The organism is Stappia sp. P2PMeth1 (assembly GCF_900185735.1).
In the GTDB taxonomy this organism is placed as follows: Bacteria; Pseudomonadota; Alphaproteobacteria; order Rhizobiales; family Stappiaceae; genus Stappia.
On record NZ_FYAW01000009.1, the window covers coordinates 170,018 to 195,408 of the forward strand.

Here is a 25,391-nt window from a genome sequence, read left to right on the forward strand (position 1 = left end):
GGCGGCTCACAGCGCGTGCGGCCACCCTTCGGCGATCTCAAGTGCCCTGAGCGCGAAGCGCTCGGCGAGCGGCGTAAGCTTCGCCGCCTCCGGGTCGGAGGCATTGCCGAGCCGCGCCCGCTCGGCGATGCCGACGAAGATGACGGCGAAGCGGTAGAGCGCGAAGGCCTTGTGGAAGGGCAGCAGCGGGGGCGAGCCGGGCGCCGCCTGCATGTAGCGGGCGACGAACGCGTCTTCGCGCGGCAACTGCATCGCGGCAAGGTCGATGCCCAGCAGCCCGCCATATTCCTCCGGCGCGGTGTACCAGGGCATGCAGCAGAAGCCGAGATCGGCGAGCGGATGGCCGAGCGTCGACAACTCCCAGTCGAGGATCGCCACCACCTTCGGCTCGCTTGGGTGGAACATCAGGTTGCCGAGCCGGAAATCGCCGTGGCACAGCGACACGCGCCCGTCGTCCGCCGGCTGGTTGGCGCTCAGCCAGTCGAACAGCGCCTCGATGGCGGGGATGGGCGCCAGCTCCGACTGGCGATACTGCCGGTCCCAGCGGCTGATCTGCCGCTCGAAATAGTTGCCCGGCTTGCCGTAGTCGCCAAGGCCGACCTCTTCCGGCACGAGGGCGTGCATCGCCGCCATCGCCTCGGCCGCCGCCATCCAGATGGCGCGGCGCTCGCCGGCAGACAGCTCCTGCAGCGAGGTGTCGGTGAAGACGCGTCCCTCGACCCGCTCCATCAGGTAGAACGGCGTGCCGATGACCTCGGCATCCTCGCAATAGAGCACCGGACGCGGCACCGGCACGCCGGTCGGTGCCAGCGCCTGCAGCACCCGGTATTCCCGGTCGATGGCATGGGCCCCGCGCAGGATCGGGCCGCCGGGCTGCTTGCGCAGCACGTAGCGTTCGTGTCCCCGGTCCAGGAAGAAGGACGGGTTGGACTGGCCGCCGCCGATCCGCTCCAGCACTATCTCGCCCGTCGTAGCGCCGAGCTCGGCATCGAGCCGCGCGGCGAGCCTCGCCGCGTCGAAGCCGGGTCCGCTCATTCTCCGGTCTCCCAGCGCCAGGCGTCGCGCCCGTCCTTTTCCAGGTGCCGGTAGAGCACCATCTTGTGCACCTCGTCGGCGCCGTCCACCAGCCGCGCATGCCGGCAGCCGCGGCGCGCGCCACCGCGAAGGCGCCGGTCAGGTTGGTGTCGATGACGCCGGCAAACTCCTCCGCCGTCATGGCAAGCGCTGCGCCCGCGCCGGCAACGCCCGCATTGTTGATGAGGATGTCGAAGGGCGCGCGCCCGGCGAACAGCGCCGCGACGCTGTCCGCATCGGCCACGTCCATCTCCGCCGCCTCGGCGTCGTGTCCCGCCTCGCGCAGGGCGGCGGCATTCGCTTCCACCTTGTCGAGGCGCCGCGCCGCCAGCGTCACGCTGGCGCCGGCTTCCGTCAGCACCTTGGCGAAATGCTCGCCGAGCCCGCTCGAGGCGCCGGTGACCAGCGCCCGTTTTCCGTCAATCCGCAAGTCCATGTCCGCTCCTCACGCTTCGCCGCGCCGTTTGCGCTCGGCATCGTCCCAGGCGGTCAGCGCCTGATAGTCTGGCACGAAGCCGAGGCCCTTGCGCGCGTCGGAGGAGATGGCGTCCTGCGAGGTCACCCCGTCAATCACCGCCGGCGCGTTGGCCAGCCCCCGGCGGATGGCGTCCGCCAGATCGTCCGGGTTCTCCTCCCGCTCGCCATGGGCGCCGAGCGCCTCGCTCATCGCCGCCGCGCGCACCGCGCCCACCACCGAGGGATGGTCGGCCGGCACCAGGCCGCGGCTCTCCTGCGTGTCGAGATAGAGCGCGTCCGCCGCATCGAGGAAGCGGACCAGAGCCTTGCCGGCATCGCGCGCGAACTGCGGCTGATCGGCGAGCTCGGCTTCGCCTCCTATTTTCTCACCGTGCAGGACATCGTCCGCTTCGCCCGCAGCCAGGACCCGCCAATCCTCTGCCAGGGGCGCGGCTCCTCGGCCAACTCCGCCGTTTGCTATTGTCTCGGCATCACCTCGGTCAATCCGACCGAGTTCGACCTCTTGTTCGAGCTGGGCAGTGCAGCCGCGGCCGGGGCCGACGCGGCGCGGGCCGTCGCGATCCGCAGCGAGGAGCGCACCACCTCGAAGGCACCGAGATAGGCCCCGTCGGTGCTGGTCGCCCGGCACAGCTCGCCGGCCGGCGTGTCGGTGCAGGGGTCGCTGGAGGCCATCCACTGGCGCGGGTTCAGCATGATCTGCTGCAGCTCGCCGCCGACGCTCCGCGACAGGGAGGCGGACGGCTGCCCGGCCTTCGCCCCGCCCGCGGTCTCGTAGAAGAAGGGCGCGTCGATCTCCCAGCCCTGCGGCAGGATCAGAGCCAGCCCCGTCACCGGGTCGTGATAGGCGCAACCGGACGGGGCCCGGCAGGCCATGCCCTGGCTTTCCTGCGCCAGGGTGCCGGCGCCCGAGGACCCGGCATCGCCGCGCTGTCCGGGCGGGTTCTGCTCCGCCTCGCCGCCACCGACCAGCGGGATGACGAAGTCGTTGGGCTGTCCCGGCACGATCTCGACCACGCCGCGGAACTCGGTCTCGCCGGGGCCCGTGACCCGGACCTCGTAGCGCCCCGGCTCGAACTCGCCCTCGCCGACCGCCATCTCCGTCTGCGGCGCCCAGGCTTCCGGGCTCATGTCCGGATCGAGCGGCACGGCCGACCACCACAGCGGCGTCGGCGGAAAGCCGTCCGGTAGGCGGAAGGTGGCGGGCACCATCGGCAGCGCGTCCTGTCCGGGCGCGGCCTGCGTCGCCGCGAAGGCGCGCTCCGCCAGCTCCGTGCTGGTGGTGCGGTCGGCATCCTCGTAAGGAACGCCGACGCCGAAGGTCCGGGAGAACAGGATCTCCTTCTGGTTGGCCGACAGGTAGCGCAGCTCGTAAAGACCCGGCTCGGCCGGAGCCTTCAGGCCCATGCGCCCGTTCTTGCTGAGCGAATAGCCCCAGTCGCCTTGGTAAGTGCCGGCAGGATCTCCCGGCCGTGCGATGACGACGCGCTGCTCGACCTGGTCCGGCCCGCGCCAGGTGAAGGGAAACCGCTTGTCCGGCTCCACCGAGCCGATGGGGTCGAACCCGTTCGACGCGGCAACCACCTCGACCGGCTGCCGGGCGATGATGCCCTCGCCATTGTTCTTGAAGAGAATGAGGTCGTAGTCGCCCGGCTCGGGCGGCGCCTGTTTCGTGAACGGGTTGTTGCCGGTGTTGCCGCTGCCGCCGATCACGCCGTAGGACGGGCTGACATCGGGCTCTGCCTCGCCGCGCCGGGTGAAGCCCGCATAGTCGACGGGCCGCGCCGTTCCTTTGTAGGAGATGCGGTAGGTATGGCCGGCCTCGGCCTTCGGCCCGATGTCGAAGAAGTTTTCCTGAACAGTCGGTTCGGGCTCTGGTTCTGGCATCGGCTCCGCCGCGGCGATCTGGTTGAGCGCATCGGTGAGCTCGGCGCCGGACTGCGGGCGCAGCAGCCGCCCGCCGGTCTGGTCGGGCACGCAGGCGAGCGCGTTCGCCTGCTGTTCGCTCAGGCCGAAGCCGACCACATGGGCGCGGATCTTGATGCCTTCGTTGGCCAGTTGCGCGGCAACCGCGCAAGGGTCGGCATTGCAGGTCTCCAGCCCGTCGGTGACGAGGATGATGTCGGCTTCTTCCGCCGTCGGCGGGATCTCTCCGGCCGCGATCCGCAGGCTTTCCGAGATCGGCGTCATGCCGCGCGGGTTGATGCGGTTGAGCCGCTGCGACAGGGCGCCGGGGTTCTGGCTGCCCGCGCGGGCGATGATCTCGATGTCGGAGCAGTCGCCGCGCCGGTTGTGGCCATAGGCGATGACGCCGAGCGGGATGGACGCATCGCGTGTGGCGAAGAACTGCCCCATCACGTCGCGCGCCACCTCGATCTTGGTGATGCCGCCGTCGAGCTGGCCCCACATCGAGCCGGAGGCATCGAGAATGAGGATGGCCGCCTTGCCGGATTGGGACGACGATGACTGGGCGTGCGCCGCCTGCGTGACGGCAAGCGCGCCGAGCGTTGCGGCGGCGAGCGCCGCCGTGAAGCCGGACTGTTTCATGATCTTCCTCCTCGTGCGGCCGCTCAGTCGCGGGCGAGCCTCAGGGCCGGTCGCAACACGTTCTCGGCGCGCGGTATGGTGATGCGGGCCGAAAAGGGCTGGGCCTCGCCCGAGGCGAGCTGCCGATAGCTGCCTTCGACCGTGACCGACCCGTCGACGAGAAGTGTCTCGCGCAGGTCGAAGGAAATGGTGCCGCTCTCGACGCTGCCGGAGGCCAGGGTGACGGGCGCGCCCGCGTCGTTGCGCTGCACCAGCTTGAAGACGCCGAGGAAGGCGCCGTCGGGCGCGCCGGCCAGCCCGTCCTCGCCGACGATGGCGCCGGATGTGGCATCGCTGTCGCCGAGGCGGACCAGCACCATGCAGAGCATGGTCAAGGCCGGCGCATCGTCGAACACCATGCCCTGGACGCCGACGACGAGGCCGCCGCCTGCGTCCGTGCCGTAGAGCCCGCCGCCCGCAAAGCCGGCGGTGAGCCCGCCCGAGATCTCGCCCCTGGTGACGGGGGCGTCCGGCTTGCTCTCCACATAGGTGCGGAATTGCGAGATGTCGAAGCCGGGCGGCGGCATGTCGCAGGCGGCCGGTCCGAGCGTGTCGAATACGAAGTCCGCTTGCGGTTCGGGTTGTGCCTGGGCAGCGGTCGTCGCAAGCAGGGCGAGGGCCGCGAGGCCGCCGCAGGCAAGGCGTGGTCTGAAAATCATCTCATGGGTCCTTCAGGTGCTGAATGGTGCCCCCATCAGCGGTCCGGTTCCGGCAGTTGCGTCCCTGCTTTGCCACCCTTCGAGGCAACTGCCGGATTGAGCCGGACCAAAGCGATTTCGATGCCGAGGCGCGGCGGGCCTTACGCCTGCTGCTGCGCCGGGTCCGGCCCGGCAGTCTGGCCGGGCGCCGGCGCCGGAGACCACAACCCGCTCTTCTGCTTGATCGCGTCGAACTTCTTGGAGACCTGCGACAGCTTCGCGTCCCAGGCCGGATCCGGCGTCTGGCCGGCGGTGACCTTGAAGAAGGCCTGCAGCATGCAGGCGATGGCGAAGGGCTCGATCAGGGCCGCCTTGACCGCCCAGGCGAAGATCAGTGCGAAGACGATGCCGCCGGCCGACCAGGCGCCGGGGATCAGGTAGACGACCGCCGCGGCCGGAGCCAGCATGACCAGGAACACCAGGAACGACAGGCCGTAGACGATGACGGTCAGCACGGCGGCGTTCTTCATCATCCGCCCGGCATTCTGACCGTAGAGCACCAGGGCGGTGCGGGCCGAGGCCCAGGGATTGTCGCTGCGGGTGCGGATCGCATGGGCCAGGATCACCTCGTCGACGAGGCCGATGGCGATGCGCAGGAAGGCGCGCACCAGCCCCATGATCTGCTGGACGCCGGGAATGGGCAGGAATGAGGCGATGCCCTGGATCAGACCGGTCACGGCGGCGAGCACGCCCTTGACCAACTGGTCGATGGCGAAGAGCACGCTCGCCTCGGCGAAGCGGGCGGTCACCACCTGCCGGGCATGGGCGATCTGGCTCTTGCCGTCCGGCATCTGCTTGCCGTCGATGAGTTCCACCAGCACGGCGATATGGCCGGCCTTGACCACATAGAGAATGTATTCGCGCAGCAGGTAGATGACGCCGGCCGTCAGGCCGAAGCCGGCAATGCCGCCCCACATGGTGGAATTGGCACGAAAGCCCTCGTCGCCGAAGCCGCCGATACCCCAGCCGATGCCGGCTCCGGTGCCGGTGACGATCACATAGGCGCAGGCGATGCCGAAATAGACCACCATCCGGAAGACGATGAAGGGGGCGGTCTTCGCCATCAGGCCGAGCGACCGGCCAATACTGAAATCCCACATTCAAGGGTCTCCCGCAGCAGATGTGGTCATGAATCGCGCCATCCCGTGCGGGATGCGAGGCGAGCGTAGTCGCTTCGCAGGTTCCGCTCTTGGGGGCGGCGGTAGCGGATGCGGGCCAGGCGGCACAGATCCGGCTCTCTCGCGCCTTCGTGATCCGCGTGCCGGGCCGGGCGGCCGGGCCCTGCGCTCACTTCGCGGCGAAGGCGGCGGCGAGCGCGGCGGCGCGCACGTCCCTCGGCGTCTTGCCGAAGGCGCGGCGGAAGCTGGCGTTGAACCAGGACAGGTCGCTGAAGCCCGACGACAGCGCGATCTCGCTGATGCCGAGCGCGCTCTCGGCCGGATCGCACAGGCGCCGGTGGGCCAGCAGCAGCCGACGCTGGGCGACATAGTCGCGAAAGCTCGTCTCCTCGCCGGCGAACAGCGAGCGGATGTAGCGCGGCGAGATGGCATGGCGCGCGGCGATCCACTCGCTGGCGAGCTGCGACGAGACGAGGTTCTGCTCGATGTCGGCCTTGATCGCCTTGAGCCGGGCGGCGCGCACGCCGCGCCCCCTGGCGATCTCCTCGGCCTCGCGCGAGGCGCCCATCGCCATGATCGTCAGGTCGTGGATGTGGCTGGAGCAGGTGGCGATCTCTTCGGCCGGCAGCAGGGCCAGTTCCTCGTGCAGCGAGCGGGCGTAGCGCAGCAGCAGCCGCCATTGCGGCGTCACCGGCTGCACCTCGCGCAGGGCGCCGTTGAGGCTGGTGCCGGCGGAGGCGAGAAGGGCGCGCGGGATCGACAGGTAGAAGGCGTCGTTGCGCTCGCCGTGGAACTCGGCCGAGCCGGGCATCTCGTTGGGGTCGAGATAGACCGAGCCGGGCGTGCACACGACGTTGCTGCCGCCCTGCTGGTACATGGAAAAGCCGCCGGACAGCGGCACATGCACCATGACGTTGTCGCCGGTTTCCGCCGCCAGCGCCTGGGTCCGCACCACGCCGCACCGGGAGTGCATCGTCTGGCCGGTCATCAGGCCGGGCAGCAGGCCGATGGTCGTCTCCGAGCGGAAGCTGGCGCTGTCGTCCGGGGTGATCTCAAGCCGGCACATGGAGGCGACGGCATCCTGGAAGGCTGCCACCCTGACATCCGGATCGAAATCGCTGGCGGAGAGGGTGAGGACGCTCATCCGGCAAATTTTACGTGTGGGAACCGGACCTGTCCAGATGAAGCACTCCCCCGGAAACGGCAGCACCCGGCACTGCAGACTTTGCTGCGGCGCCGGGCGCCATGGCGCAAGCGTGGCGATCATCATTCCCGGCGGCAGCCCGCCGCCGTTTCGCTGTCCGGCCCGGAGCGGGCATCGCATTTGCGCCATCGCCGGCAAGCGGCGGGTCAAAGTCCCGCGGCCGCCTTTCCGAACAGCGCCGCCGCCTGCGCCGCCGTGTAGCGGCCGAGGCGCACATCCTCGGCGACCAGGGCGGGATCGCGGTCCTGCGGATCGCCGTAGCCGCCCCCGCCGGGGGTTTTCACGCGCACCCGGTCGCCCGGCTCCAGCGGAATGTCCTGCGCCTTGGAAAGATGCTCGGGCACCATCGCCCTGCCGCCCTGCCACACGGTGACGGAGTTGGGTTCGCCATCCCGCCCGCCAAGTGCTCCCTGCGGCCCGAAGCGGCCATGATCCATCACGAAGCTCGCCGTCGCGTGGCCGCGCAGCAGCTCGATTTCGTAATCGAGCCCGAAGCCGCCGCGATGGCGCCCGGCGCCGCCCGAACCCTCGCGCAGGGCATAGCGGTGATACAGCACCGGGAACTGCTGTTCCATGATCTCCACCGGTGGCGCCTTGGAGATGCCGATGGTGGAACAGCCGTTGCTGAGCCCGTCATGGTCGGCGTTTCCGCCATAGCCACCGCCCGAGATCTGGTACATCACGAAGCTGGCGCCGCGCGCCGGATCAACGCCGCCGAGTGCGAAATTGCCGGAACTGCCGGCCGGCGCCGCCGTCACCCGGTCGGGCAGGGCCTCGACAAGCGCGGCGAAGACCGCCTCGGCGATGCGCTGGCTGACTTCGGCGGCGCAGCCGGAGACGGGGCGCGGGTAATGCGCATCGAGGAAGGTGCCGGCGGGACGGACGATGGTCAGCGGTTCGAAGGCGCCGGCCGAGATCGGCACATCCGGAAAGATGTGGCGCATGGCAAGGTAGACGGCCGAATGGGTCGTCGCCACCACCGAGTTCATCGGCCCGCGGCAGGGCGGCGAGGAGCCCTCGAAGTCGAAGGTCAGCTCGCCGTCCCTCGCCGTGATCGCAAGCCGGATCTCCAGCGGTTCGTTGACGACGCCGTCGCTGTCCACATAGGCGAGCGAGCGGTAGGTGCCGTTCGGGATCAGCGCCACATTGGCCCGCATCTGCGCGGCCGCGCGCCGGCGCAATTCGCCGATCGCTGCGCGCACCACGTCGTCGCCATAGCGGTCGAGAATGCGCGCGAGCCGCGCCTCGCCGACCAGCAGGGCGGCGGCCTGGGCCTTCACGTCGCCGATGCGCTGTTCCGAAACGCGGATATTGGAACAGATGATCGAGTAGATCTCCTGGTCGAGCACCCCCTTCTTGAACAGGCGCACCGGGGGAAGCCGCAGCCCCTCCTGCTCAACGGACGTGGCCGAGGCCGAGAAACCGCCCGGCACCGCGCCGCCGGTGTCCGGCCAGTGACCGGTGTTGGAGAGCCAGCAGAAGATCTCGCCGTCGCGGTAGAAGGGCATGGCGAAGCGCACGTCCATCAGGTGCGTGCCGCCGAGATAGGGGTCGTTGACGATGTAGATGTCGCCGGGCTCCGGGGCGGGCACGCGTCCGTCGCGGATCATCTCGATCAAGGTGCGGGTGGAGTACTGCATGGTACCGACAAAGACCGGCAGTCCGCCTGCTCCTTGCGCGATGAGCGAGCCGTCCTCGGCGGAGTAGATGCCGTCGGAGCGGTCGTTCGCCTCGGCGATCACCGGCGAGAAGGCAGCGCGCGAGAAGGTGAGGTCCATCTCGTCGCAGACCTGCTGCAGGCCCGACTGGATGACGCTCAGCGTGATCGGATCGATGCTCATGCGCCTGCTCCGCCGGTGTTGCCAAGGGTGATGATGATGTTGCCGTCCCGGTCCTGGACCGCGTCGTCGCCCGGCTCGATGACGATGGTGGTGTCCATCTGTTCGACGATGGCCGGTCCGACGATCCGCGCCGACAGCGGCAGGTGGTCGCGCCAGTAGACCGGTGTCTCGCGCCAGCCGTCGAACCAGACGGCGCGCGTGGCGGTCCGCGCCGCATCGAGCGTCTCCCTGCGCCCGGCCGGATCGATCAGCAGAGCGAGGTCGATGCCGGGGCGTCTGCCGATCACAGAGGTGTTGACGTTGACGAGGCTCGCTTTGATCTCGGGAAGGTCGACACGGAAACGGTGGAAATAGGCCGCCTCGAACAACTCCTGCAACTCCCCGACCGAGGGCGCCGGGCCGGGAAGCGGCACCCGCAGCAGATGGGTCTGGCCGATGAACTGCATGTCGACGGAGAAGATCTCCTTCAATTCCTCGATCGGTACGTTCTCCTTTTCCACGAGTGCGCGCCCCTCCTGGCGCTGCTGCGCGAACAGGGCATGCACCTGGGCGATGTCGAGGGCGGCAAGCGGCCGGTTGACCGTGTTGACGAAGTCGTGGCGCAGATCGGCGACGACGCACCCGAGCGCGTTGGTGATGCCCGGACGCGAGGGAACGAGGACGCGCGGCACGCCGAGTTCGCGGGCGATGGCCGTCGCGTGAAGGGGACCGGCGCCGCCGAAGGCGAAGAGCGCGTAGTCGCGCGGGTCCTCGCCAAGGCTGATCGAGACCATGCGCACGGCCTCGGCCATGCGGGTGTTGGCGATGCGCAGGACGGCGGAGGCCGCCTCCTCGGGGGTGACGCCCAGCGGCGCGCCGAGTTTTTCAGCGAAGATCGTGATGAGATCTTCCCGCGAGATACCATTCGGGACGGAGTTGAGCTTGTCCGGGTTCATCCGCCCCAGCAGCAGGTTGGCGTCGGAGATGGTGGGCTCCGTGCCGCCGCGCCCATAGCAGATGGGCCCGGGGACCGAGCCGGCACTGTCCGGTCCCACCTGGAGCAGGCCCGCCCGGGTGATGCGGGCGATCGAGCCGCCGCCGGCACCTACCGTGCGCACGTCCACCATGGGAACGTGAATCGGCATGGCGTATTCGATCTCGATCTCGTTGGAAACGGCCGGTTCCGCGTCGCGGATCAGCGCCACGTCGGTGGAGGTGCCGCCCATGTCGTAGGTGAGAAGGTTGGGGATGCCGGCGCGCCGGCCGGTATAGGCGGCCGCCATGACGCCCGAGGCCGGGCCGGACATCACCGTCTTCGCCGCCTCGACGGCGACGCGGCGGGCGGAGACCATGCCGCCATTGCCGTTCATGACGAGAACGTCGTGGCGGTAGCCGTCACGGGCAAGCTCGTCGGCGAGCCGCTCGACATAGCGGCGCAGCAGCGGTTGCACCGAGGCGTTGATCGCCGCCGTCACCCCGCGCTCGAACTCGCGGCTTTCCGACAGCAGCGCATGGCCCAGCGTCACGTTCTCATTCGGCCAGACCTTCCGGGCGATCTCGCCGGCCCGCAATTCATGCGCCGGATTGGCGTAGGAATGCAGGAAGTGGATAACAAGCGCCTCGCAGCCCTTGTCGAGCAACTCCTGCATCGCCGCCTCCAGTGCCGCCTCGTCGAGGGCGACCCGGACACTGCCGTCCGCTTGCAGGCGTTCAGGCACCTCCAGGCGCAGGTCGCGCGGGATGATCGGACGAAACTCGCCCTTCATGCCATAGGCCTGGGGCCGCGTGCGCCGGCCGAGTTCCAGCACGTCGCGGAATCCTTGCGTGGTAATGAGGCCTGTGCGGCAGAGATTGCGTTCCAGTACCGCATTGGTCGTCGTCGTCGTGCCATGCACGATGAGGTCGATCGCGGCGAGATCCGCGTCCACCAGTTCCAGCGTCTTGCGCACGCCGAAGGCTTGGTTGTCCAGCGTGGTCGGCGTCTTGGCGAGGCGGACCCTGCCTTGGGCGGAATCGAAAAGCACGAGGTCGGTAAAGGTGCCGCCGACATCGATGCCGGCGACGAGCGCCGTGCGTCCCGCCGTGGCGGTCTTTTCTGGTGTCGGGGTGTCGGCGATCGATGGGATCATGGTCATGGACGCTTCCTGGGTGTCGACATCGTGCGGCGAAGGGGGGACGTGGAAGCAGATCGCCTCAGGCCCGTAGGGCGCGGATCGCGGCGAGCACCTTGTCGGGCGTCGCCGGCAGGTCGGTGATCCTCGCTCCGCAGGCATCGGCAATGGCGTTCAGGATCGCCGGCGCGGTCGGGATCAGGCAGTGCTCGCCGAGCCCCTTGGCTCCGTAGGGTCCGTGCATGTCGCCCGTCTCGATGATCAGCGTTTCGATCGACGGCACGTCGCCGATGGTCGGAATGAGATAGTCGTGCAGGTTTTCCGTTCGGCCGGGCAGGAATTCCTCCATCAGCGCCAGACCGATGCCTTGGGCGACACCGCCCTGGACCTGCCCTTCCACCAGCAGCGGGTTGATCGCCTTGCCGACATCGTGAGCGGCGGTGATCCGGAGCAGCCGCACGGTGCCGAGCCGCATGTCGACCTCGAGTTCGGCGATCTGCGCCGCCGTGCCGAAGACCGCGTAGGGCACGCCCTGTCCGTTTTCGTCCAGCGGCGAGGTCGGCGGGTCGTAGGTCTCGACCGCCTCGATCACATAGGCCGTGCTGTCTGGAGCCAACTCGGCAAGGGCGATGACGCGCTGGCCGTCCGCATCGCACAGCCGGATCTCGCCGTCCGAGATCACGATTCGCGCGGTGTCCGACACGTTGCCGAGACGCAGAAGGCGGGCGCGCAGTGCCTCGCCGCACAGCCTTGCGGCATTGCCGGTGACGAAGGTCTGGCGGCTGGCCGAGGTCTTGCCCGCATCCGGGGTCACGTCGGTATCCGGTCCGACGATCGTCACCGTCTCGACCGGCACGCCGAGCGCTGTGGCGAAGATCTGGGCAATGACCGTGTTCGAGCCCTGGCCGATGTCGGTCGCGCCCTGATGCAGCATCACCCGCCCCTCGCCGGTAAGACCGGCGCGGATCGTCGACGGATTGCTCATCGAGGTGTTGCCGCAGCCGTACCAGCCGCCGGCGATGCCGACGCCGCGGCGAATGTGTCCGCCCCCGGCATTGGCCGCTTGGGCTTCGGCGAGCGCCCGCTCCCAGCGCGGCTTCAGCGCGTCGAAACAGTCGATGATGCCCATACCGCGCTCGAAGACCTGGCCGGTAACGGTCGCATCGCCGTTGGCGAGCGCGTTGCGGCGACGGAAGTCCAGCCGGTCGATGCCGAGCCGGTCGGCAAGTTCATCGTAAAGTGGCTCCTGGGCGAGCGCCGACTGCGGCACGCCGAAGCCGCGAAAGGCGCCGGCGGGGGCGGGGTTGGTGTGGATGCCGGCGCTGCGGGCGACATAGTTCGGCGTTCTGTAGGGACCGGAGGCGTGGATCGGCACGCGATTGGCCACCGTCGGGCCCCAGCTCGCATAGGCGCCGGTGTTGAACGTGCCGTCGAACTCGGCGGCGACGATGCGCCCCTCAGTATCGGCGCCGATGCGCATGCGGATCTCGGACGGGTGGCGCTTGGTCGAGGTCGCGATCGACTCGACGCGCGAATAGGTGACGCGCACCGGGCGGTTCAGCATCCAGGCGGCCAGCGCCACATAGGGCTGGCTGGTCAGATCGAGCTTGGAGCCGAAGCCGCCGCCGGTCGCCGTCGGCACGACGCGCACCGCCTCCTTCGGCAGCCCGAGAAGCCGGGCGATACTGTCCCGGTTCATCACCGGCGCCTGGGTGCAGCACTGAATTTCGATCCGATCTCCGACGCGCCGGGCGACGGCGGCCTCGGGCTCGATATAGCCGTGCTCGATGAAACCAGTGGAGAACCGGCCCTCGGCCACCACCGCCGCGCGCTCCAGCGCGGCCTCCGGTTCCCCGCGCCGGACGAAACCCCGGCACATGACATTGCCCTCGCGCCCCTCGTGCAGGTCCGCGATGGTGCCGGCGTCGGACGGCACCAGGGCGGCCGGCAGGTCCTCGTAGGCGACGGGGAAGTCGGAAAGGTCGAGCGCATTGACGAGATCGGCGGGGCCGACGACCGCCGCGACCGCCTCGCCCCGGAAGCGGATCTCGCCTTGCGCGAACATGGGCTGGTCCTCGAAGCCCGGTATCACGCCGAAACGGTTCTCGCCGGGCACGTCGGCGGCCGACAGCACCAGGGCCAGCCCGCGTTCGGCGCCCCAGGCACGGGTGTCGCCAAGGGTGAAGCGGGCGCGGTGATGGGGACTTCTGACGAGACGCAGGACGAGCGCGTCGGCGGGCGCCACGTCGTCGGCGAAAAGCTCGGCGCCGGTGACTTTCGGCCAGCCGTCGACGCGGGCCATGGCGGTGCCCACGCCGCCGGGGGCGGGCATGCCGGTGCCGCGGGCGTCGAGCACCGCGTCGATGATCTTGCGATAGCCGGTACAGCGGCACAGGACACCGCCAAGCGCGTCGCGCACCGCCTCCTCGGAGGGCTCGGCCTGCGCGCGCAGCAGGGCGAGCGCCGACACCATCATGCCGGGGGTACAGATGCCGCACTGGGCGGCCTGGTGGCGCTGGAAGGCGTGGGCGAGCGCCTCGGCCTGCGGATCGGATGTGACGAGGCCGGCAAGCGTCTCGACATGGGCCCCTTCCACCTGGCCGAGTGCCGTCGTGCAGGCGCAGACCGGCCTGCCGTCGACCAGCACGGTGCAGGCGCCGCAGTCGCCGGCATCGCAGCCGACCTTGACGTCACGCGCCCCGGCCCGTTCCCGAAGGGCAAGCGACAGGCGCTCGACCGGATCGGCGTCAATGCGGGCGGGCTGCCCGTTGAGCACGAGGGAGACCCCGGTGGCGTCCCCGGTCTGCATCGGCATCATCTCTGTGCTCCCTGGTCGATGGCCGCCATCACGGTACGGACAACCAGCTCGCGCGCCGCGTCGCGGCGATAGTCGGCGCTGGCGCGGACGTCGTCGATCGGCGAAAGCTCGGCGAGCGCGGCCTCCGCCACCGCCGCGCGGACCGCCGTCCCGGAGGCCTCAGCGCCGCGAAGGGCGGCCTCCACGCCGGCCAGGCGGCGCGCCACCGCAGAGCAGGCTCCGACGGCGACCCGTGCCTCGCCGATCCGTCCCGTGCCGTCGAGCGCCACGGCGGCGGCGACCATGGCGATGGATATGACCAGATAGCGGCGGGCACCGAGTTTCAGGAAATGGGTCCGAACCGGGCTATGGGCCGGGCTCCAGTCGGGCACTAGGATCGCGGTGACAATCTCGCCGGGGGCGAGCGCCGTCTTGCGGACCCCCAGGATGAAGTCGCCGAGCGGCAGCTCGCGAGGGCCGTTCGGGCCGGCGAGTTCGACACGGGCGTCCAGCGTCAGCAGCGGCGGGACGCCGTCCGCGGCGGGTGAGGCGTTGCAAAGATTTCCGGCGATGGTTCCCGCGTTCTGAATTTGGATCGAGCCGACCTCTCGGGCCGCCAGCCGTAGCCCGTCGAACAGCGGCGGCAAGTCCGCCCGGGCGATCTCCGACCAGGTGGTCATGGCGCCGATGCGCCAGCCGTCCCGTTGCCGCGCAATGCCCCGCAGCGCGGCGATGCGGCCGAGGTCGACGACACGGCCCCGGGGCCGGCGTCCTCCGAGCGCGGGAAAGAAATCCGTCCCGCCCGCCAGCACGCGCGCCTCGCCCCCGGCAAGCAGGGCCAGCGCGTCGCCCACCGTGTCCGGCCTGTGATAGTCCGGCCTGTCGGAATCCGGCCTGTGAGAATCCGGGGTGCGAACCTGCATCGCTGCCTCAGTTCATTTCGTTTGCATACTAACAACTTTAGCGCTCAGTCAAAATTCCTGTCAAGCACTCGGATGCGCCATTCTGACCAAAGTTTGATCATGCATTTTTTCGTTGCGCCAGCCGACATTTTTCGTTTGCATACGAACGATAAATGTCGTCATCCCCGCCGCAAGGAGCGCCCAGATCATGACGGAGACACTCGCGAACGACCGCCCGATCCTGGCGGGAGAGCCTTCTTCCTTTGCCGTGCCGGCCGGTTGCCACGCCCTTGCCGTGCGCGAGGTGCAGCACTACACGGACACGCTGTTCCGCTTCCGCATCGCCCGTCCGCCGGAGTTCCGGTTCCGCTCGGGCGAATTCGTGATGATCGGCCTGCCGAATGCCGAGAAGCCCGTGTTCCGCGCCTATTCCGTGGCGAGCCCGGCCTGGGACGAGGAACTGGAATTCTATTCGATCAAGGTGCCGGACGGACCGCTGACCCAGCATCTGCAGAAGATCCGTCCCGGCGACACGGTGCTGATGCGCAAGAAGGCGACCGGCACGCTGGTCAACGACGCGCTGCTGCCCGGCAAGCGGCTGTGGATGTTCTCCACCGGCACGGGTATCGCCCCCTTCGCCAGCCTCGTCCGCGACCCGGAAACCTATGACAAGTTCGAGACCGTCCATCTCGTCCATGGCTGTCGGACCGCCTCGGAGCTGAAATACGGTGAGGATCTCGTCGCGGCGCTGCGGTCCGATCCGCTGATCGGCGAACTGGTCGAGGGGCGTCTCCACCACTACACGACCGTCACCCGTGAACCCTTTCCCCGTCAGGGCCGGGTCACCGATCTGATCGCCTCGGGAAAGCTCTTTGACGATCTCGGCGTGCCGCGCATGGGACCGGCCGAGGATCGCGCCATGATCTGCGGCTCCATGGCCATGCTCAAGGACACCAAGGAACTGTGCCTTGGCCATGGGCTGGAGGAGGGGGCGAACAACAAGCCAGCTCAGTTCGTGGTCGAGCGCGCCTTCGTCGACTGACCCGATCTGCCGCGACACGCGGCAGAGCTGCTCGATAAATCAGCGCGGAAGGCGCGCAAAGCCGATTGACACCAAAATCCCATACATGTTTGCATACTAACGAAGCGAGCATGGGTGCCAGCAGGAGTCACGACGTTGACTGCAGCCGATGGAAAGCCTGCGAAGATCAGGTGCGATGCCTGCCCGGTGATGTGCTACATCGCCGATGGCCGCTCCGGCGCATGCGATCGATACGCCAATGACGGCGGCCAGCTCGTCCGTCTCGATCCGCTCACGATCCTGCGGCAGCGCGCCGAAAGCGGCGGCGAGATCGTTCCCTTCCTCGACAAGGAATGGGATGGCGACATCCTCCCCTCCGAGGGCGGCTTCGTCACCGCGATCGGCGCGGGAACCACTTATCCCGACTACAAGCCGGCCCCCTTCATCGTCGCCTCGACGGTCGATGGCGTCGACATGGTCACCGTCGTCACGGAGGGCATCTTCAGCTATTGCGGGGTCAAGCTGAAGATCGACACCGACCGGCATCTGGGCGACGAGTGTTCGCCCGTTCGCGCCGATGGCGAGGTGATCGGCCATGTCACCACCTCCGAATACGGCAGCCAGATGCTGTCCCTCGGCGGCGTCCATCACCTGACCGGCGGGTCCAAGAAGGAAGGCCGTGTCACCTGTTCCACCATGCTGGCGCTGTGCAACGGCGAGGCGGTCGAGCTTGCCATCGACGGCGGCGCGGCGCTCACGGTGCAGGCCGGCCGGCCCCCCGTCATCAACGGCCAGACCGAGGAGCGCATGCGCGTCGGCTGCGGCTCCGCCACGGTCGGCATGTTCGCCGCGCAGTGGAAGGGGCTGGTCGACGAGGTGGTCGTCGTCGACGACCACATCACCGGCGTGATTTCCGAGCATCAGGCGGGCAAGGTCATCGGCTGGGCGCCGACCGGCATCCGCATCAATGGCCGCCGCTCGACGCCGGGCCGCTATTTTCAGGTCGCCGACCCGGGCACCGGCTGGGGCGGCACCGATCTCACCGATCCGCTGGCGATCCTGGGCGCGTTCGACCCAAAGGTGGCGTGGCCGGGCCTGTCCCTCCTGATGGTGTCGACGACCGGCGAGCATGCCGCCTATTTCGAGCTCGACGAAGCGCTCTTGCCCGTCGGCAAGGACATGCCCGCGCGGCTGGCGCCCTCGGTTCGCCGGATCGCCGACAATTGCGAGCCGGCACTGACCTCCGTGTTGTTCATGGCCGGCGCCGGGGGGTCGCTGCGCTCCGGTGTCACCGAGCACCCGGTCGGCCTGACCCGGTCCGTACAGGGCGCGCTCACCTATGTGAGCTGCGGCGGCGCGCCGGTCTATGTCTGGCCGGGCGGCGGCATCACCTTCATGGCCGACGTCACGCGCCTGCCGCGGAACGCCTTCGGCTATGTGCCGACACCGGCGCTGGTCGCGCCGATCGAATTCACCATGCGCGCCGAGGACTACCGGGCGCTCGGCGGCCACATGGACTATGTGATGCCCCTGTCGGAGGCCCTTGAAGGCAAGACCGGCCGGCAGAACGACCATATCCTCAAGGGCCGGCGCGGGGTGCAGCCCTCTTCCGGCAATCCCTGGCCGACAGGTCCCGACAACTTTCCCTGGCGGAGACATTCGGCATGAGTGCCGCGGCTCGCATGTCCGGCGCGAGCGCGAGGCTTCTGGCCGATGGCCGCCGGCTGCACCTTCAGCACGGGCCGATCGATCTGGTGATCGAGGCAAGCGGCGAGGCCGGCGAGGTGGCGCAGGCCTACCGACAGGCCTGTGCGGCCTTCGGCCCGATTCTCGACGATCTCGTCGCCGAACTGCCGCGGCTGCGCGCGCCCGCCGGGCCTCCCCCCGAAGGATCGGTCGCCCGTCGCATGGCCGCCGCCGTCGCCCCGTTCGCCCCGGTCTTCGTCACGCCGATGGCCGCTGTCGCCGGCAGCGTCGCCGACCATGTGCTTGCCGCCCTGGTCGCCGGGCGCGATCTGGACCGCGCCTATGTCAACAATGGCGGCGACATTGCACTTCACCTTGCGCGAGGAACCTTCCGTGTCGGCATCTGCGAGGATCCGGTGACGCGGACGGCGGGTGGCGTGGTCACGCTGGCGCCGGGCGAGGGGATCGGCGGCATCGCCACCAGCGGCTGGCGCGGACGCTCTCACTCGCTCGGCATCGCCGACGCGGTGACCGTTCTGGCCGAAACGGCGGCCCGCGCCGATGCCGCCGCGACCCTGATCGCCAACGCGGTCGATCTTCCCGGTTCGCCCCGGGTGACCCGCGCGCCGGCCCGCGACCTTGCTCCCGACAGCGACCTCGGCCTGCGCCCGGTCACCGTCGGGGTGGCGCCGCTGTCGCCGCCGGAGATCGGCCGGGCTCTTGCGCGCGGCGAAGCGGTCGCCCGCGCCCATATGCGGTCGGGGCTGATCCGGGGCGCCTTCCTCGCGCTGGCCGGCGAGCGGCTGACCGTGTCCGGCGGTTCCGCCGCCGGGGCGCCCCTTTCGTTCGATTCCTGGAGGACCAAAGCCTGTGCCTGAGCCGATCCTGCGCAAGAGCGCCATCATCGTCGAGGAAATCCATCATGAAGGTGGCCCGGTCGCATCCGCGCCGCTGAAGCGCGCCGCCGCACTGAGCGTCATCCAGAACCCGTTCGCGGGCCGCTATGTCGAGGAGATCACCTCCTTCATGGACGACCTCAAGCCGCTCGGCCTGAAAATGGCGAGGGACCTCATCGACGCGCTCGGCGGCGATCCGTCCGTGGTCGAGGGTTATGGCAAGGGCGCCATCATCGGCGCGGCCGGCGAGTTGGAACATGGCGCCCTCTGGCACGCGCCGGGGGGTTATTCCATGCGCGAGGTGCTGCCCGCCTCCATGGCGATCGTGCCGTCGACCAAGAAGATCGGCGGGCCGGGCACACGGCTCGACGTGCCGATCACCCATACCAACGCCTCCTATGTGCGCTCGCATTTCGACGCGATGGAGGTCGGCCTCAACGATTCCCCACGTGCCGACGAGATGCTGCTCGTGCTGGTCATGACCACGGGGCCGCGCATCCACAACCGCGCGGGCGGTCTGAAAGCGTCCGAGGTCGTCGGCAAGGACGGGCTGAGATGAGCCTTGCGATCCGCAAGATCGTCACCCGCGTGGAGGACACCTGGCTCGAGATGGGCCAGGCGGTGACGCCGCCGGCCCGTCGGGCCGCCGCGGTGGCGGTCATCGGCAACCCCTGCGCCGGACGGTTTCACGCGGATCTCGCCGCGCTGGTCGGCCTGTCCGAGGAGATCGGCGAGTTGCTGACGCGCCGTGCGCTTGCCGCGCTCGCCGTCGAGGCTCCGGCGATCCAGAGCTTCGGCAAGGCGGCGATGATCGGCGAGAACGGCGAGCTGGAACACGCCGCCGCCCTGCTGCATCCGCGCCTCGGCGCGCCGATGCGCGCGGTGCTCGGCGGCGGCAAGGCGCTCGTTCCCTCGGCGAAGAAGATGGGCGGGCCGGGCCAGTCGATCGACGTGCCGCTCGGCCACAAGGACGCGGCCTATGTGCGCTCCCATTTCGACGCCATGGAGGTTCGTCTTGCCGATGGCCCGCGGGCGGACGAGGCGCTGGTTGCCATTGCACTTTCGACGGGCGGACGGCCCGGTGCCCGTGTCGGCGGGCTCACCCACCAGGAGATCAGGGGCGACGACGGCTTGAGATAGCGTGTGTCAGAGGGGAAAACAGCCATGGAATTCGTGCGGAACGCCTGGTACGTCGCCGCCTGGTCGTCGGAAATCGACGGGCAGCTTCGACGCTTCACGATCCTTGACGAGCACATCGTTCTCTTCCGCAAGTCGGACGGGACGGTGGCGGCGCTGGAGGATCGCTGTCCGCACCGCCTGCTGCCGCTGTCGCTCGGCAAGCGGATCGGCGACACGGTGCAGTGCGGCTATCACGGCATGACCTTCGATGCCTCGGGCGCCTGCGTGCGCATTCCCGGCCAGTCGAACCTGCCGGCCTCGGCCTATGTGGTCAGCTACCCGATCGTCGAGCGCCATGACATTGTCTGGATCTGGATGGGAGACCCGGAAAAAGCCGATCCCGACGAGGTCTTCGACATGCCGGAATTCTCCGATCCGGCCTGGGCGGCACATCAGGGCGATGCGCTGCACCTGAAGGCCAATTACCTGAACGTGGCGGAAAACCTGGTCGACCCCGCCCATGTCAGCTTCGTGCACCCGACGACGCTCGGCAACTCTGCGTCCGAGAACGTGCCGGTTCACGTTTCGACCGAAGGCAAGGCGATCGTTGCCTGGCGCTGGATCCGCGACAGCGAGCCGGTCGGCTTCTTCAAGGTCTTCGGCGGGTTCACGGAGAATGTCGACCGCTGGCACTACTACCATCTGCATACGCCGAGCACGGCGGTGATCGACTTCGGCAGCGCGCCGACGCGCGCCTGTATCGGCGAGGATGAGCGTGACAAGGGCGTGCGCGTCTTCGCGCTGCATTTCATCACACCCGTCAGCGCCAACTACACGATCGACCGCTGGATGCACCTGCGCAACACCGCGCTGGACGACGAGGACGCGGCCGCGACGATGGACGCCCTGCTGCGGAAAGCCTTCCAGGAAGACAAGCAGATCCTGGAGGCGATCCAGGCCGAGGAGGACCGGCCGCGGAAGCGGCGCCCGATCCGGATCGCGATAGACAAGGGGCCGATGGTCTACCGCAAGCGCATTTCCGAGCTGATCGAGAAGGAGCGCACGCAGGACATCGCCTCGCACCCGACCCCCGCTTACGTCTACCACGACTGACGGCGGCGGCACCCCGCCTGGCGCGTCCGCGCGCCCGGCCCCCCGGAAGAGCCAGACAAAGACAACCACAAGGCCAGAAAGACGAACGGTCGAAGACCGTCGCGCACCAACCAGAGTGAGGGACAGATGAAGAGCTTGAAAACATGGACGGCGGCAGCCGTCGCACTTCTCTCGGCGAGCACGGCGGCGCTTGCCGCCGATGCGATCAAGATCGGCGAGATCAACCACTACAAGCGGATGGCGGCCTTTGCCGAACCCTACAAGAAAGGCATCGAGCTGGCGCTCAAGGAGGTCAACGACGCCGGTGGCGTTCTCGGCAGGCCGCTCGAATTCATCTTCCGCGATGATGACGGCAAGCCCGGCGACGCGGTGAAGATCGCCGAGGAACTGATGACGCGCGACGGCGTGGTGATGCTGACCGGCACGATCCTGTCGAATGTCGGCCTCGCGATCTCCTCCTATGCCGGCGAGAAGGGCTACATCTATCTCGCCTCCGAGCCGCTGGCGGACGATCTCGTCTGGAAGTCGGGCAATCCCTACACCTTCCGCCTTCGCACCTCGACCTATGTGCAGGCCGCGATACTGGCCGAGCAGGCTGCGAAGACGGACGCGATCCGCTATGCGACCATCGCCCCGAACTATGCCTACGGAACGGCGGCCGTCGCCGCTTTCAAGGAGAGCCTGACGCGCCTGAAGCCCGAGGTCGAGTTCGTCACCGAACAGTGGCCCGCCCTGTTCAAGATCGATGCCGGCGCCGAGGTGCAGGCGCTGGAGGCCTCCAAGCCCGATGCCATCTACAACGTCACCTTCGGGACCGATCTGCAGAAGTTCGTCCGCGAGGGCACGACGCGTGGCCTGTTCGAGGGACGCACGGTCTACGGCCTGCTGACCGGCGAGCCGGAATATCTGGAGCCGCTCGGTGCTGAGGCGCCGGAAGGCTGGATCGTGACCGGCTATCCCTGGTACGGCTTCACCAGCGGCCCGGAAAAGGTCTTCGTCGACAGCTATATGGCTGCCTTCCCCGGCGAAACGCCGAAGATCGGCAGCATCGTCGGCTACATGACGGTGCAGTCCATCGCTGCCCTGATCGAGAAAGCCGGTTCGACGGAGACGCCGGCGCTGCTGGAGGCGTTCAAGGATCTCACCCTCGACACGCCGATGGGCGAGGTTACCTATCGCGCGCTCGACCACCAGTCGACGATGGGCGCCTATCTCGGCGTCACCGCCGTGCAGGATGGCCAGGGCGTGATGGTCGACTGGTCGTTCAAGGATCCGACCCCCTACATGCCGAGCGAAGACGAGATCCGGGCGATGCGTCCGGCCAAGTAGGCCTCGCCACGATCGCACCCGAGACCGGCCCGCCGCTCCCGTTGCGGCGGGCAACGCCCCCTCCTTATCGTCGGTAGAAAGAACGCCATGGGTCTCTTTGTGGCACAGATCCTCACAGGACTTGCGAATGCGGCAGCGCTCTTCCTGGTCGCTTCCGGTCTGTCGCTGATCTTCGGCGTGACGCGCATCGTCAATTTTGCGCATGGATCGCTCTACATGCTCGGCGCCTATGTCGGCGTCACGCTCATGGCCGCGTTGCCGGGGCATTTCGGTTTCTGGGGCTCGATCCTGCTGTCGGGCCTGATCGTCGGCCTGATCGGCGTGGTCATCGAGATCTGTGTTCTGCGGCCCGTCTACCGGGCGCCGGAGCTGTTTCAGCTTGTCGCCACCTTTGGCGTGATCCTCGTCATCCAGGATCTCGCGCTGATGGTCTGGGGGGCGGAGGACAGGCTCGGTCCGCGGGCCCCCGGCCTGACCTCGGTCGTGCGCATCCTCGGCGAGCCGGTGCCGCAATACGATCTGGCGCTGATCGCCATCACCCCCTTCATCCTGTTCGCGTTGTGGTGGCTGATCACCAGGACGCGGATCGGCATCCTGGTGCGGGCGGCGACACAGGACCGCGAGATGGTCGGCGCGCTCGGCGTCAATCAGGCGTGGCTGTTCACCGGCGTGTTCTTCCTCGGCTCGGCGCTGGCCGGTCTGGGCGGCGCGATCCAACTGCCCAAGGGCGGCGCCGACCTGCTGATGGATCTCAACATCATCTCGGCGGTGTTCGTCGTCGTGGTGATCGGCGGCATGGGCTCGGTCACCGGCGCCTTCCTCGCTTCCGTGCTGATCTCGGTGCTCAACGTGTTCGGCGTCGCTTATCTGCCGCAGAGCACGCTGGTGCTGATGTATGTGGTGATGGCCATCGTGCTGCTGATCCGGCCCTATGGCCTGTTCGGGCGCGAGGAGAAGGCGGGCGAGCACGGTCAGGTCGGAGAGCCGGATCGCCCGGTGCGGCCCTTCGGCACGCTGGGCCGCGCCCTGACGGGTCTGCTGCTGCTGGCCCTGGCGCTGCTGCCGGTGTTCGGCTCGAGCTTCTCCCAGGTCCTCGTCATCGACATCCTGATCTTCTGCCTGTTTGCCGCCTCGCTGCAGTTCATCCTCAGCACGGGCGGCCTCGTCAGCTTCGGCCATGCGGTGTTCTACGGGGCGGGCGCCTATGTCGCGGCGCTGCTCATCACTTATGCCGATACGCCGATGGAGGTCGCCTTCCTGCTGGCGCCGATCTCCGCCGGCCTGATCGCGCTGGTCGTCGGCTGGTTCTGCATCCGCCTCAGCGGCGTCTATTTCGCCATGCTCACCCTCGCCTTCAGTCAGCTCGGCTGGTCTCTGGTTTTCCAGTGGAACGAGGTCACGGGCGGTGACGACGGCCTTGTCAACATCTGGCCGTCCGCCTGGCTTTCCGGCACGACGTCCTACTACTACTTCACCCTGGTGTTCGTGACGGCGGGCATCCTGTTCCTGCGCCATGTGGTCCACTCGCCGTTCGGCTATGCCTTGCGGGCGACGCGGGACAGCGCCCGCCAGGCGGAGGCGACCGGCATCGACGTGCGCCGGGTGCAATGGATCGGCTTCGCGCTGGCCGGCGCCATCGCCGGCGTCGCGGGTGCGCTGTTCGTGTTCTCGAAGGGCTCCGTCTTTCCGAACGAGATGCAGATCTCCAAGAGTTTCGACGCCCTCATCGTCGTCTTCCTCGGCGGCGTGAAGACGCTTTCGGGGGGCGTGGTCGGCGCCACCTTCCTCGAAGGGGTCAAGGACTGGCTCATCCGTCTCGAATACTGGCGGCTGATCATGGGGCTCCTGATCATCTGCGTCGTCATCATCGCACCGGACGGCATCGTCGGCACGCTGCGCAAGGTTGCCGACCGCATCGGCCTCGGCCGGCAAGAGGAGGCCTCGCGATGACCGCCGTTCTGAAGGTGGAGAACCTTGCCAAGCATTTCGGAGGCATCAAGGCCGTCAATGGCGTCAGCTTCGAGGTCGCGCCGGGCGAACTGAAGGCCCTGATCGGTCCCAACGGCGCCGGCAAGTCCACCTGCTTCAACATGCTGATGGGCCAGCTCAAGCCGACCTCCGGCCGGGTTCTGTTCGATGGTCGCGACATCACCGGGCGGCCACCCCGCGAGATCTGGCGCCTGGGGGTCGGCCGCACGTTCCAGATCACCGGCACCTACCAGAGCATGACCGTGGCCGAGAACGTGCAGATGGCGCTGATCTCCCATCACCGCCGGCTGTTCGCGATGCTGCCGCGCGCCCACAGGCTCTATCGCGAGGAGGCGATGGCGCTGCTGGAGACCGTGGGCATGGCGGATCAGGCGGACCGCGCCTGCGCCATTCTGGCCTATGGCGACCTCAAGCGCCTGGAACTGGCGATTGCGCTCGCCCACGGGCCGCGCCTGCTGCTGATGGACGAGCCGACGGCGGGCATGGCTCCCCGCGAAAGGATCAGGTTGATGCAGCTCACGGCCGATATCGTGCGCGAGCGCGGCGTCAGCGTGCTGTTCACGGAGCATGACATGGACGTCGTCTTCGCCCATTCCCACCACATCATGGTGCTAAACCGGGGCGAGCTGATCGCCGAGGGGTCGGCGGCGGAGGTGCGCGCGAATGCGCGCGTGCAGGAGGTCTATCTCGGCGGCGGCACGCTGTTCGCGACGGAGGGCGCCGATGCTTGAGCTGCACGATGTCAACAGCTACTACGGCAAGGCGCATATCCTGAGCGATCTCGGGTTCTCCGTGGGCCGGGGTCAGGTCGTTGCCCTGCTCGGGCGCAACGGCGCGGGCAAGACCACGACGATGAAGTCGGTGATGCAGCTCGTGCGGCCGCGCTCCGGTGAGATCCGGTTCGACGGGACCTCGCTGGTCGGTCTGCCTTCGCACAAGGTCGCGCGGCTTGGCCTCGGCTATGTGCCGGAAGAGCGCAGGATCTTCTCGGATCTCACCATCCTGGAGAACCTGGAGGTCGGCCGCCAGCCGCGCCGCCAGGGCGCGCCCAACTGGAAGGTGGAGACCCTGTTTGAGCTGTTCCCCAACCTTTGGGAGCGGCGCCACAATCGCGGCAAGGCCCTGTCCGGCGGCGAACAGCAGATGCTCACCATCGCCCGCACGCTGATGGGCAATCCGAAGCTGCTGCTGCTCGACGAGCCCTCGGAGGGCATCGCGCCGGTGATCGTGGAACAGATGGCCCATACCATCGTACGGTTGAAGCAGGAGGGGTTGACGGTCATCATTTCCGAGCAGAACCTTCACTTCGCCCGCATGGTTGCCGACCGTGCCGTCATCATCGAGGGGGGAGAGAAGAAGTTCGATGGGAGTTTCCCCGAACTTGAAGCCCAGCCGGAGATACGGGATGCCTATCTCTCCGTGTGAGGATCGCCGCTCCGCGGCAACAACCGGGA

Annotated in this window: 21 protein-coding genes and 2 pseudogenes; 11 read left to right on the forward strand and 12 right to left on the reverse strand. The window is 68.4% G+C overall.

Annotated features, from left to right (window positions below):
• Positions 1 to 6 precede the first annotated feature (6 nt).
• From P2PM1_RS03780 to P2PM1_RS25350, 3 genes and pseudogenes are all read right to left on the reverse strand, one after another.
• The gene (locus P2PM1_RS03780; RefSeq protein WP_244301395.1) at positions 7 to 1,035 is read right to left on the reverse strand and encodes a phosphotransferase family protein; all 1,029 of its coding nucleotides are present in this window, start codon (positions 1,033 to 1,035) and stop codon (positions 7 to 9) included.
• 157 nt (positions 1,036 to 1,192) lie between these two features.
• Positions 1,193 to 1,510, reverse strand: a pseudogene (locus P2PM1_RS25785) (SDR family NAD(P)-dependent oxidoreductase); the annotation flags it as partial.
• A gap of 9 nt (positions 1,511 to 1,519) precedes the next feature.
• On the reverse strand, positions 1,520 to 1,789 hold the full coding sequence (locus P2PM1_RS25350) for a hypothetical protein (protein ID WP_186398391.1): 270 nt from the start codon (positions 1,787 to 1,789) through the stop codon (positions 1,520 to 1,522).
• Between the two features lie 66 nt (positions 1,790 to 1,855).
• Between P2PM1_RS25350 and P2PM1_RS25355 the strand changes: the two are divergent.
• A pseudogene (locus tag P2PM1_RS25355) lies at positions 1,856 to 2,062 on the forward strand (hypothetical protein); the annotation flags it as partial.
• Here the strand turns inward: P2PM1_RS25355 and P2PM1_RS25360 are convergent.
• From P2PM1_RS25360 to P2PM1_RS25675, 9 genes are all read right to left on the reverse strand, one after another.
• The gene (locus tag P2PM1_RS25360) at positions 2,008 to 4,095 is read right to left on the reverse strand and encodes a VWA domain-containing protein (protein ID WP_186398176.1); all 2,088 of its coding nucleotides are present in this window, start codon (positions 4,093 to 4,095) and stop codon (positions 2,008 to 2,010) included. The pseudogene P2PM1_RS25355 and the gene P2PM1_RS25360 sit on opposite strands and share 55 nt — an antisense overlap.
• A 23-nt stretch (positions 4,096 to 4,118) precedes the next feature.
• Positions 4,119 to 4,793 carry a hypothetical protein gene (locus P2PM1_RS03795; RefSeq protein ID WP_186398177.1) on the reverse strand — a complete coding sequence of 225 codons (675 nt, stop codon included), beginning with the start codon at positions 4,791 to 4,793 and terminating at the stop codon, positions 4,119 to 4,121.
• A 140-nt stretch (positions 4,794 to 4,933) separates the two neighbouring features.
• Positions 4,934 to 5,932, reverse strand: a complete 999-nt coding sequence (locus tag P2PM1_RS03800; protein ID WP_186398178.1) for a hypothetical protein — start codon at positions 5,930 to 5,932, stop codon at positions 4,934 to 4,936.
• A 187-nt stretch (positions 5,933 to 6,119) separates the two neighbouring features.
• The gene (locus P2PM1_RS03805) at positions 6,120 to 7,094 is read right to left on the reverse strand and encodes an AraC family transcriptional regulator (RefSeq protein WP_186388303.1); all 975 of its coding nucleotides are present in this window, start codon (positions 7,092 to 7,094) and stop codon (positions 6,120 to 6,122) included.
• Positions 7,095 to 7,300: 206 nt separating this feature from the next.
• On the reverse strand, positions 7,301 to 8,995 hold the full coding sequence (locus P2PM1_RS03810; RefSeq protein ID WP_186398179.1) for a hydantoinase B/oxoprolinase family protein: 1,695 nt from the start codon (positions 8,993 to 8,995) through the stop codon (positions 7,301 to 7,303).
• On the reverse strand, positions 8,992 to 11,103 hold the full coding sequence (locus P2PM1_RS03815; protein WP_186398369.1) for a hydantoinase/oxoprolinase family protein: 2,112 nt from the start codon (positions 11,101 to 11,103) through the stop codon (positions 8,992 to 8,994). The genes P2PM1_RS03810 and P2PM1_RS03815 overlap by 4 nt, the downstream gene beginning before the upstream one ends.
• Before the next feature lie 64 nt (positions 11,104 to 11,167).
• Positions 11,168 to 13,903, reverse strand: a complete 2,736-nt coding sequence (locus P2PM1_RS03820) for a molybdopterin cofactor-binding domain-containing protein (protein WP_244301396.1) — start codon at positions 13,901 to 13,903, stop codon at positions 11,168 to 11,170.
• Entirely contained in the window at positions 13,900 to 14,805 is a 906-nt protein-coding gene (locus tag P2PM1_RS03825) for a xanthine dehydrogenase family protein subunit M (RefSeq protein WP_186398180.1), read from the reverse strand. The genes P2PM1_RS03820 and P2PM1_RS03825 overlap by 4 nt, the downstream gene beginning before the upstream one ends.
• Before the next feature lie 60 nt (positions 14,806 to 14,865).
• Positions 14,866 to 14,994 (reverse strand): hypothetical protein, encoded by a 129-nt coding sequence (locus P2PM1_RS25675; protein ID WP_256376448.1) that lies wholly within the window; start codon positions 14,992 to 14,994, stop codon positions 14,866 to 14,868.
• On the opposite strand from P2PM1_RS25675, the gene P2PM1_RS03830 reads away from it, so the two are divergent.
• The 10 genes from P2PM1_RS03830 to P2PM1_RS03875 all read left to right on the forward strand — a co-directional run bounded on the left by P2PM1_RS03830 (position 14,993) and on the right by P2PM1_RS03875 (position 25,362).
• Positions 14,993 to 15,826 (forward strand): ferredoxin--NADP reductase, encoded by an 834-nt coding sequence (locus P2PM1_RS03830; protein WP_186398181.1) that lies wholly within the window; start codon positions 14,993 to 14,995, stop codon positions 15,824 to 15,826. The two genes, P2PM1_RS25675 and P2PM1_RS03830, sit on opposite strands and share 2 nt — an antisense overlap.
• 189 nt (positions 15,827 to 16,015) lie before the next feature.
• Positions 16,016 to 17,473: a 6-hydroxynicotinate reductase gene (locus P2PM1_RS03835; protein ID WP_244301415.1), complete on the forward strand. Its 1,458-nt coding sequence runs from the start codon at positions 16,016 to 16,018 to the stop codon at positions 17,471 to 17,473.
• Between the two features lie 14 nt (positions 17,474 to 17,487).
• Positions 17,488 to 18,369 carry a UPF0280 family protein gene (locus P2PM1_RS03840; RefSeq protein ID WP_186398371.1) on the forward strand — a complete coding sequence of 294 codons (882 nt, stop codon included), beginning with the start codon at positions 17,488 to 17,490 and terminating at the stop codon, positions 18,367 to 18,369.
• On the forward strand, positions 18,362 to 18,946 hold the full coding sequence (locus P2PM1_RS03845) for an amino acid synthesis family protein (RefSeq protein WP_186398183.1): 585 nt from the start codon (positions 18,362 to 18,364) through the stop codon (positions 18,944 to 18,946). The genes P2PM1_RS03840 and P2PM1_RS03845 overlap by 8 nt, the downstream gene beginning before the upstream one ends.
• Positions 18,943 to 19,527, forward strand: coding sequence for an amino acid synthesis family protein (locus P2PM1_RS03850; RefSeq protein ID WP_186398184.1), 585 nt, complete (start codon positions 18,943 to 18,945; stop codon positions 19,525 to 19,527). The genes P2PM1_RS03845 and P2PM1_RS03850 overlap by 4 nt, the downstream gene beginning before the upstream one ends.
• Positions 19,528 to 19,551: 24 nt before the next feature.
• Positions 19,552 to 20,619, forward strand: a complete 1,068-nt coding sequence (locus P2PM1_RS03855; protein ID WP_186396617.1) for an aromatic ring-hydroxylating dioxygenase subunit alpha — start codon at positions 19,552 to 19,554, stop codon at positions 20,617 to 20,619.
• Between the two features lie 126 nt (positions 20,620 to 20,745).
• Positions 20,746 to 21,948: an ABC transporter substrate-binding protein gene (locus P2PM1_RS03860; protein ID WP_186398185.1), complete on the forward strand. Its 1,203-nt coding sequence runs from the start codon at positions 20,746 to 20,748 to the stop codon at positions 21,946 to 21,948.
• Between the two features lie 87 nt (positions 21,949 to 22,035).
• Positions 22,036 to 23,898, forward strand: a complete 1,863-nt coding sequence (locus P2PM1_RS03865; protein ID WP_186388294.1) for an ABC transporter permease — start codon at positions 22,036 to 22,038, stop codon at positions 23,896 to 23,898.
• Positions 23,895 to 24,668, forward strand: coding sequence for an ABC transporter ATP-binding protein (locus P2PM1_RS03870; protein ID WP_186388293.1), 774 nt, complete (start codon positions 23,895 to 23,897; stop codon positions 24,666 to 24,668). The genes P2PM1_RS03865 and P2PM1_RS03870 overlap by 4 nt, the downstream gene beginning before the upstream one ends.
• Positions 24,661 to 25,362, forward strand: coding sequence for an ABC transporter ATP-binding protein (locus P2PM1_RS03875; protein ID WP_186388292.1), 702 nt, complete (start codon positions 24,661 to 24,663; stop codon positions 25,360 to 25,362). Before P2PM1_RS03870 ends, P2PM1_RS03875 begins: the two co-directional genes overlap by 8 nt.
• Positions 25,363 to 25,391 lie beyond the last annotated feature (29 nt).

Excerpts from the sequence above, each read along its gene's own strand:
- P2PM1_RS25360 (WP_186398176.1), bottom strand. The coding sequence starts at position 4,095 with ATGAAACAGTCCGGCTTCACGGCGGCGCTCGCCGCCGCAACGCTCGGC.
- P2PM1_RS03855 (WP_186396617.1), top strand. The coding sequence starts at position 19,552 with ATGGAATTCGTGCGGAACGCCTGGTACGTCGCCGCCTGGTCGTCGGAA.
- P2PM1_RS03795 (WP_186398177.1), bottom strand. The coding sequence starts at position 4,793 with ATGATTTTCAGACCACGCCTTGCCTGCGGCGGCCTCGCGGCCCTCGCC.
- P2PM1_RS03780 (WP_244301395.1), bottom strand. The coding sequence starts at position 1,035 with ATGAGCGGACCCGGCTTCGACGCGGCGAGGCTCGCCGCGCGGCTCGAT.
- P2PM1_RS03850 (WP_186398184.1), top strand. The coding sequence starts at position 18,943 with ATGAGCCTTGCGATCCGCAAGATCGTCACCCGCGTGGAGGACACCTGG.
- P2PM1_RS25675 (WP_256376448.1), bottom strand. The coding sequence starts at position 14,994 with ATGATCTGGGCGCTCCTTGCGGCGGGGATGACGACATTTATCGTTCGT.
- P2PM1_RS03835 (WP_244301415.1), top strand. The coding sequence starts at position 16,016 with ATGTGCTACATCGCCGATGGCCGCTCCGGCGCATGCGATCGATACGCC.
- P2PM1_RS03870 (WP_186388293.1), top strand. The coding sequence starts at position 23,895 with ATGACCGCCGTTCTGAAGGTGGAGAACCTTGCCAAGCATTTCGGAGGC.
- P2PM1_RS03865 (WP_186388294.1), top strand. The coding sequence starts at position 22,036 with ATGGGTCTCTTTGTGGCACAGATCCTCACAGGACTTGCGAATGCGGCA.
- P2PM1_RS03810 (WP_186398179.1), bottom strand. The coding sequence starts at position 8,995 with ATGAGCATCGATCCGATCACGCTGAGCGTCATCCAGTCGGGCCTGCAG.
- P2PM1_RS03840 (WP_186398371.1), top strand. The coding sequence starts at position 17,488 with ATGTCCGGCGCGAGCGCGAGGCTTCTGGCCGATGGCCGCCGGCTGCAC.
- P2PM1_RS03820 (WP_244301396.1), bottom strand. The coding sequence starts at position 13,903 with ATGATGCCGATGCAGACCGGGGACGCCACCGGGGTCTCCCTCGTGCTC.
- P2PM1_RS03830 (WP_186398181.1), top strand. The coding sequence starts at position 14,993 with ATGACGGAGACACTCGCGAACGACCGCCCGATCCTGGCGGGAGAGCCT.
- P2PM1_RS03800 (WP_186398178.1), bottom strand. The coding sequence starts at position 5,932 with ATGTGGGATTTCAGTATTGGCCGGTCGCTCGGCCTGATGGCGAAGACC.
- P2PM1_RS03875 (WP_186388292.1), top strand. The coding sequence starts at position 24,661 with ATGCTTGAGCTGCACGATGTCAACAGCTACTACGGCAAGGCGCATATC.
- P2PM1_RS03825 (WP_186398180.1), bottom strand. The coding sequence starts at position 14,805 with ATGCAGGTTCGCACCCCGGATTCTCACAGGCCGGATTCCGACAGGCCG.
- P2PM1_RS03815 (WP_186398369.1), bottom strand. The coding sequence starts at position 11,103 with ATGATCCCATCGATCGCCGACACCCCGACACCAGAAAAGACCGCCACG.
- P2PM1_RS03860 (WP_186398185.1), top strand. The coding sequence starts at position 20,746 with ATGAAGAGCTTGAAAACATGGACGGCGGCAGCCGTCGCACTTCTCTCG.
- P2PM1_RS03805 (WP_186388303.1), bottom strand. The coding sequence starts at position 7,094 with ATGAGCGTCCTCACCCTCTCCGCCAGCGATTTCGATCCGGATGTCAGG.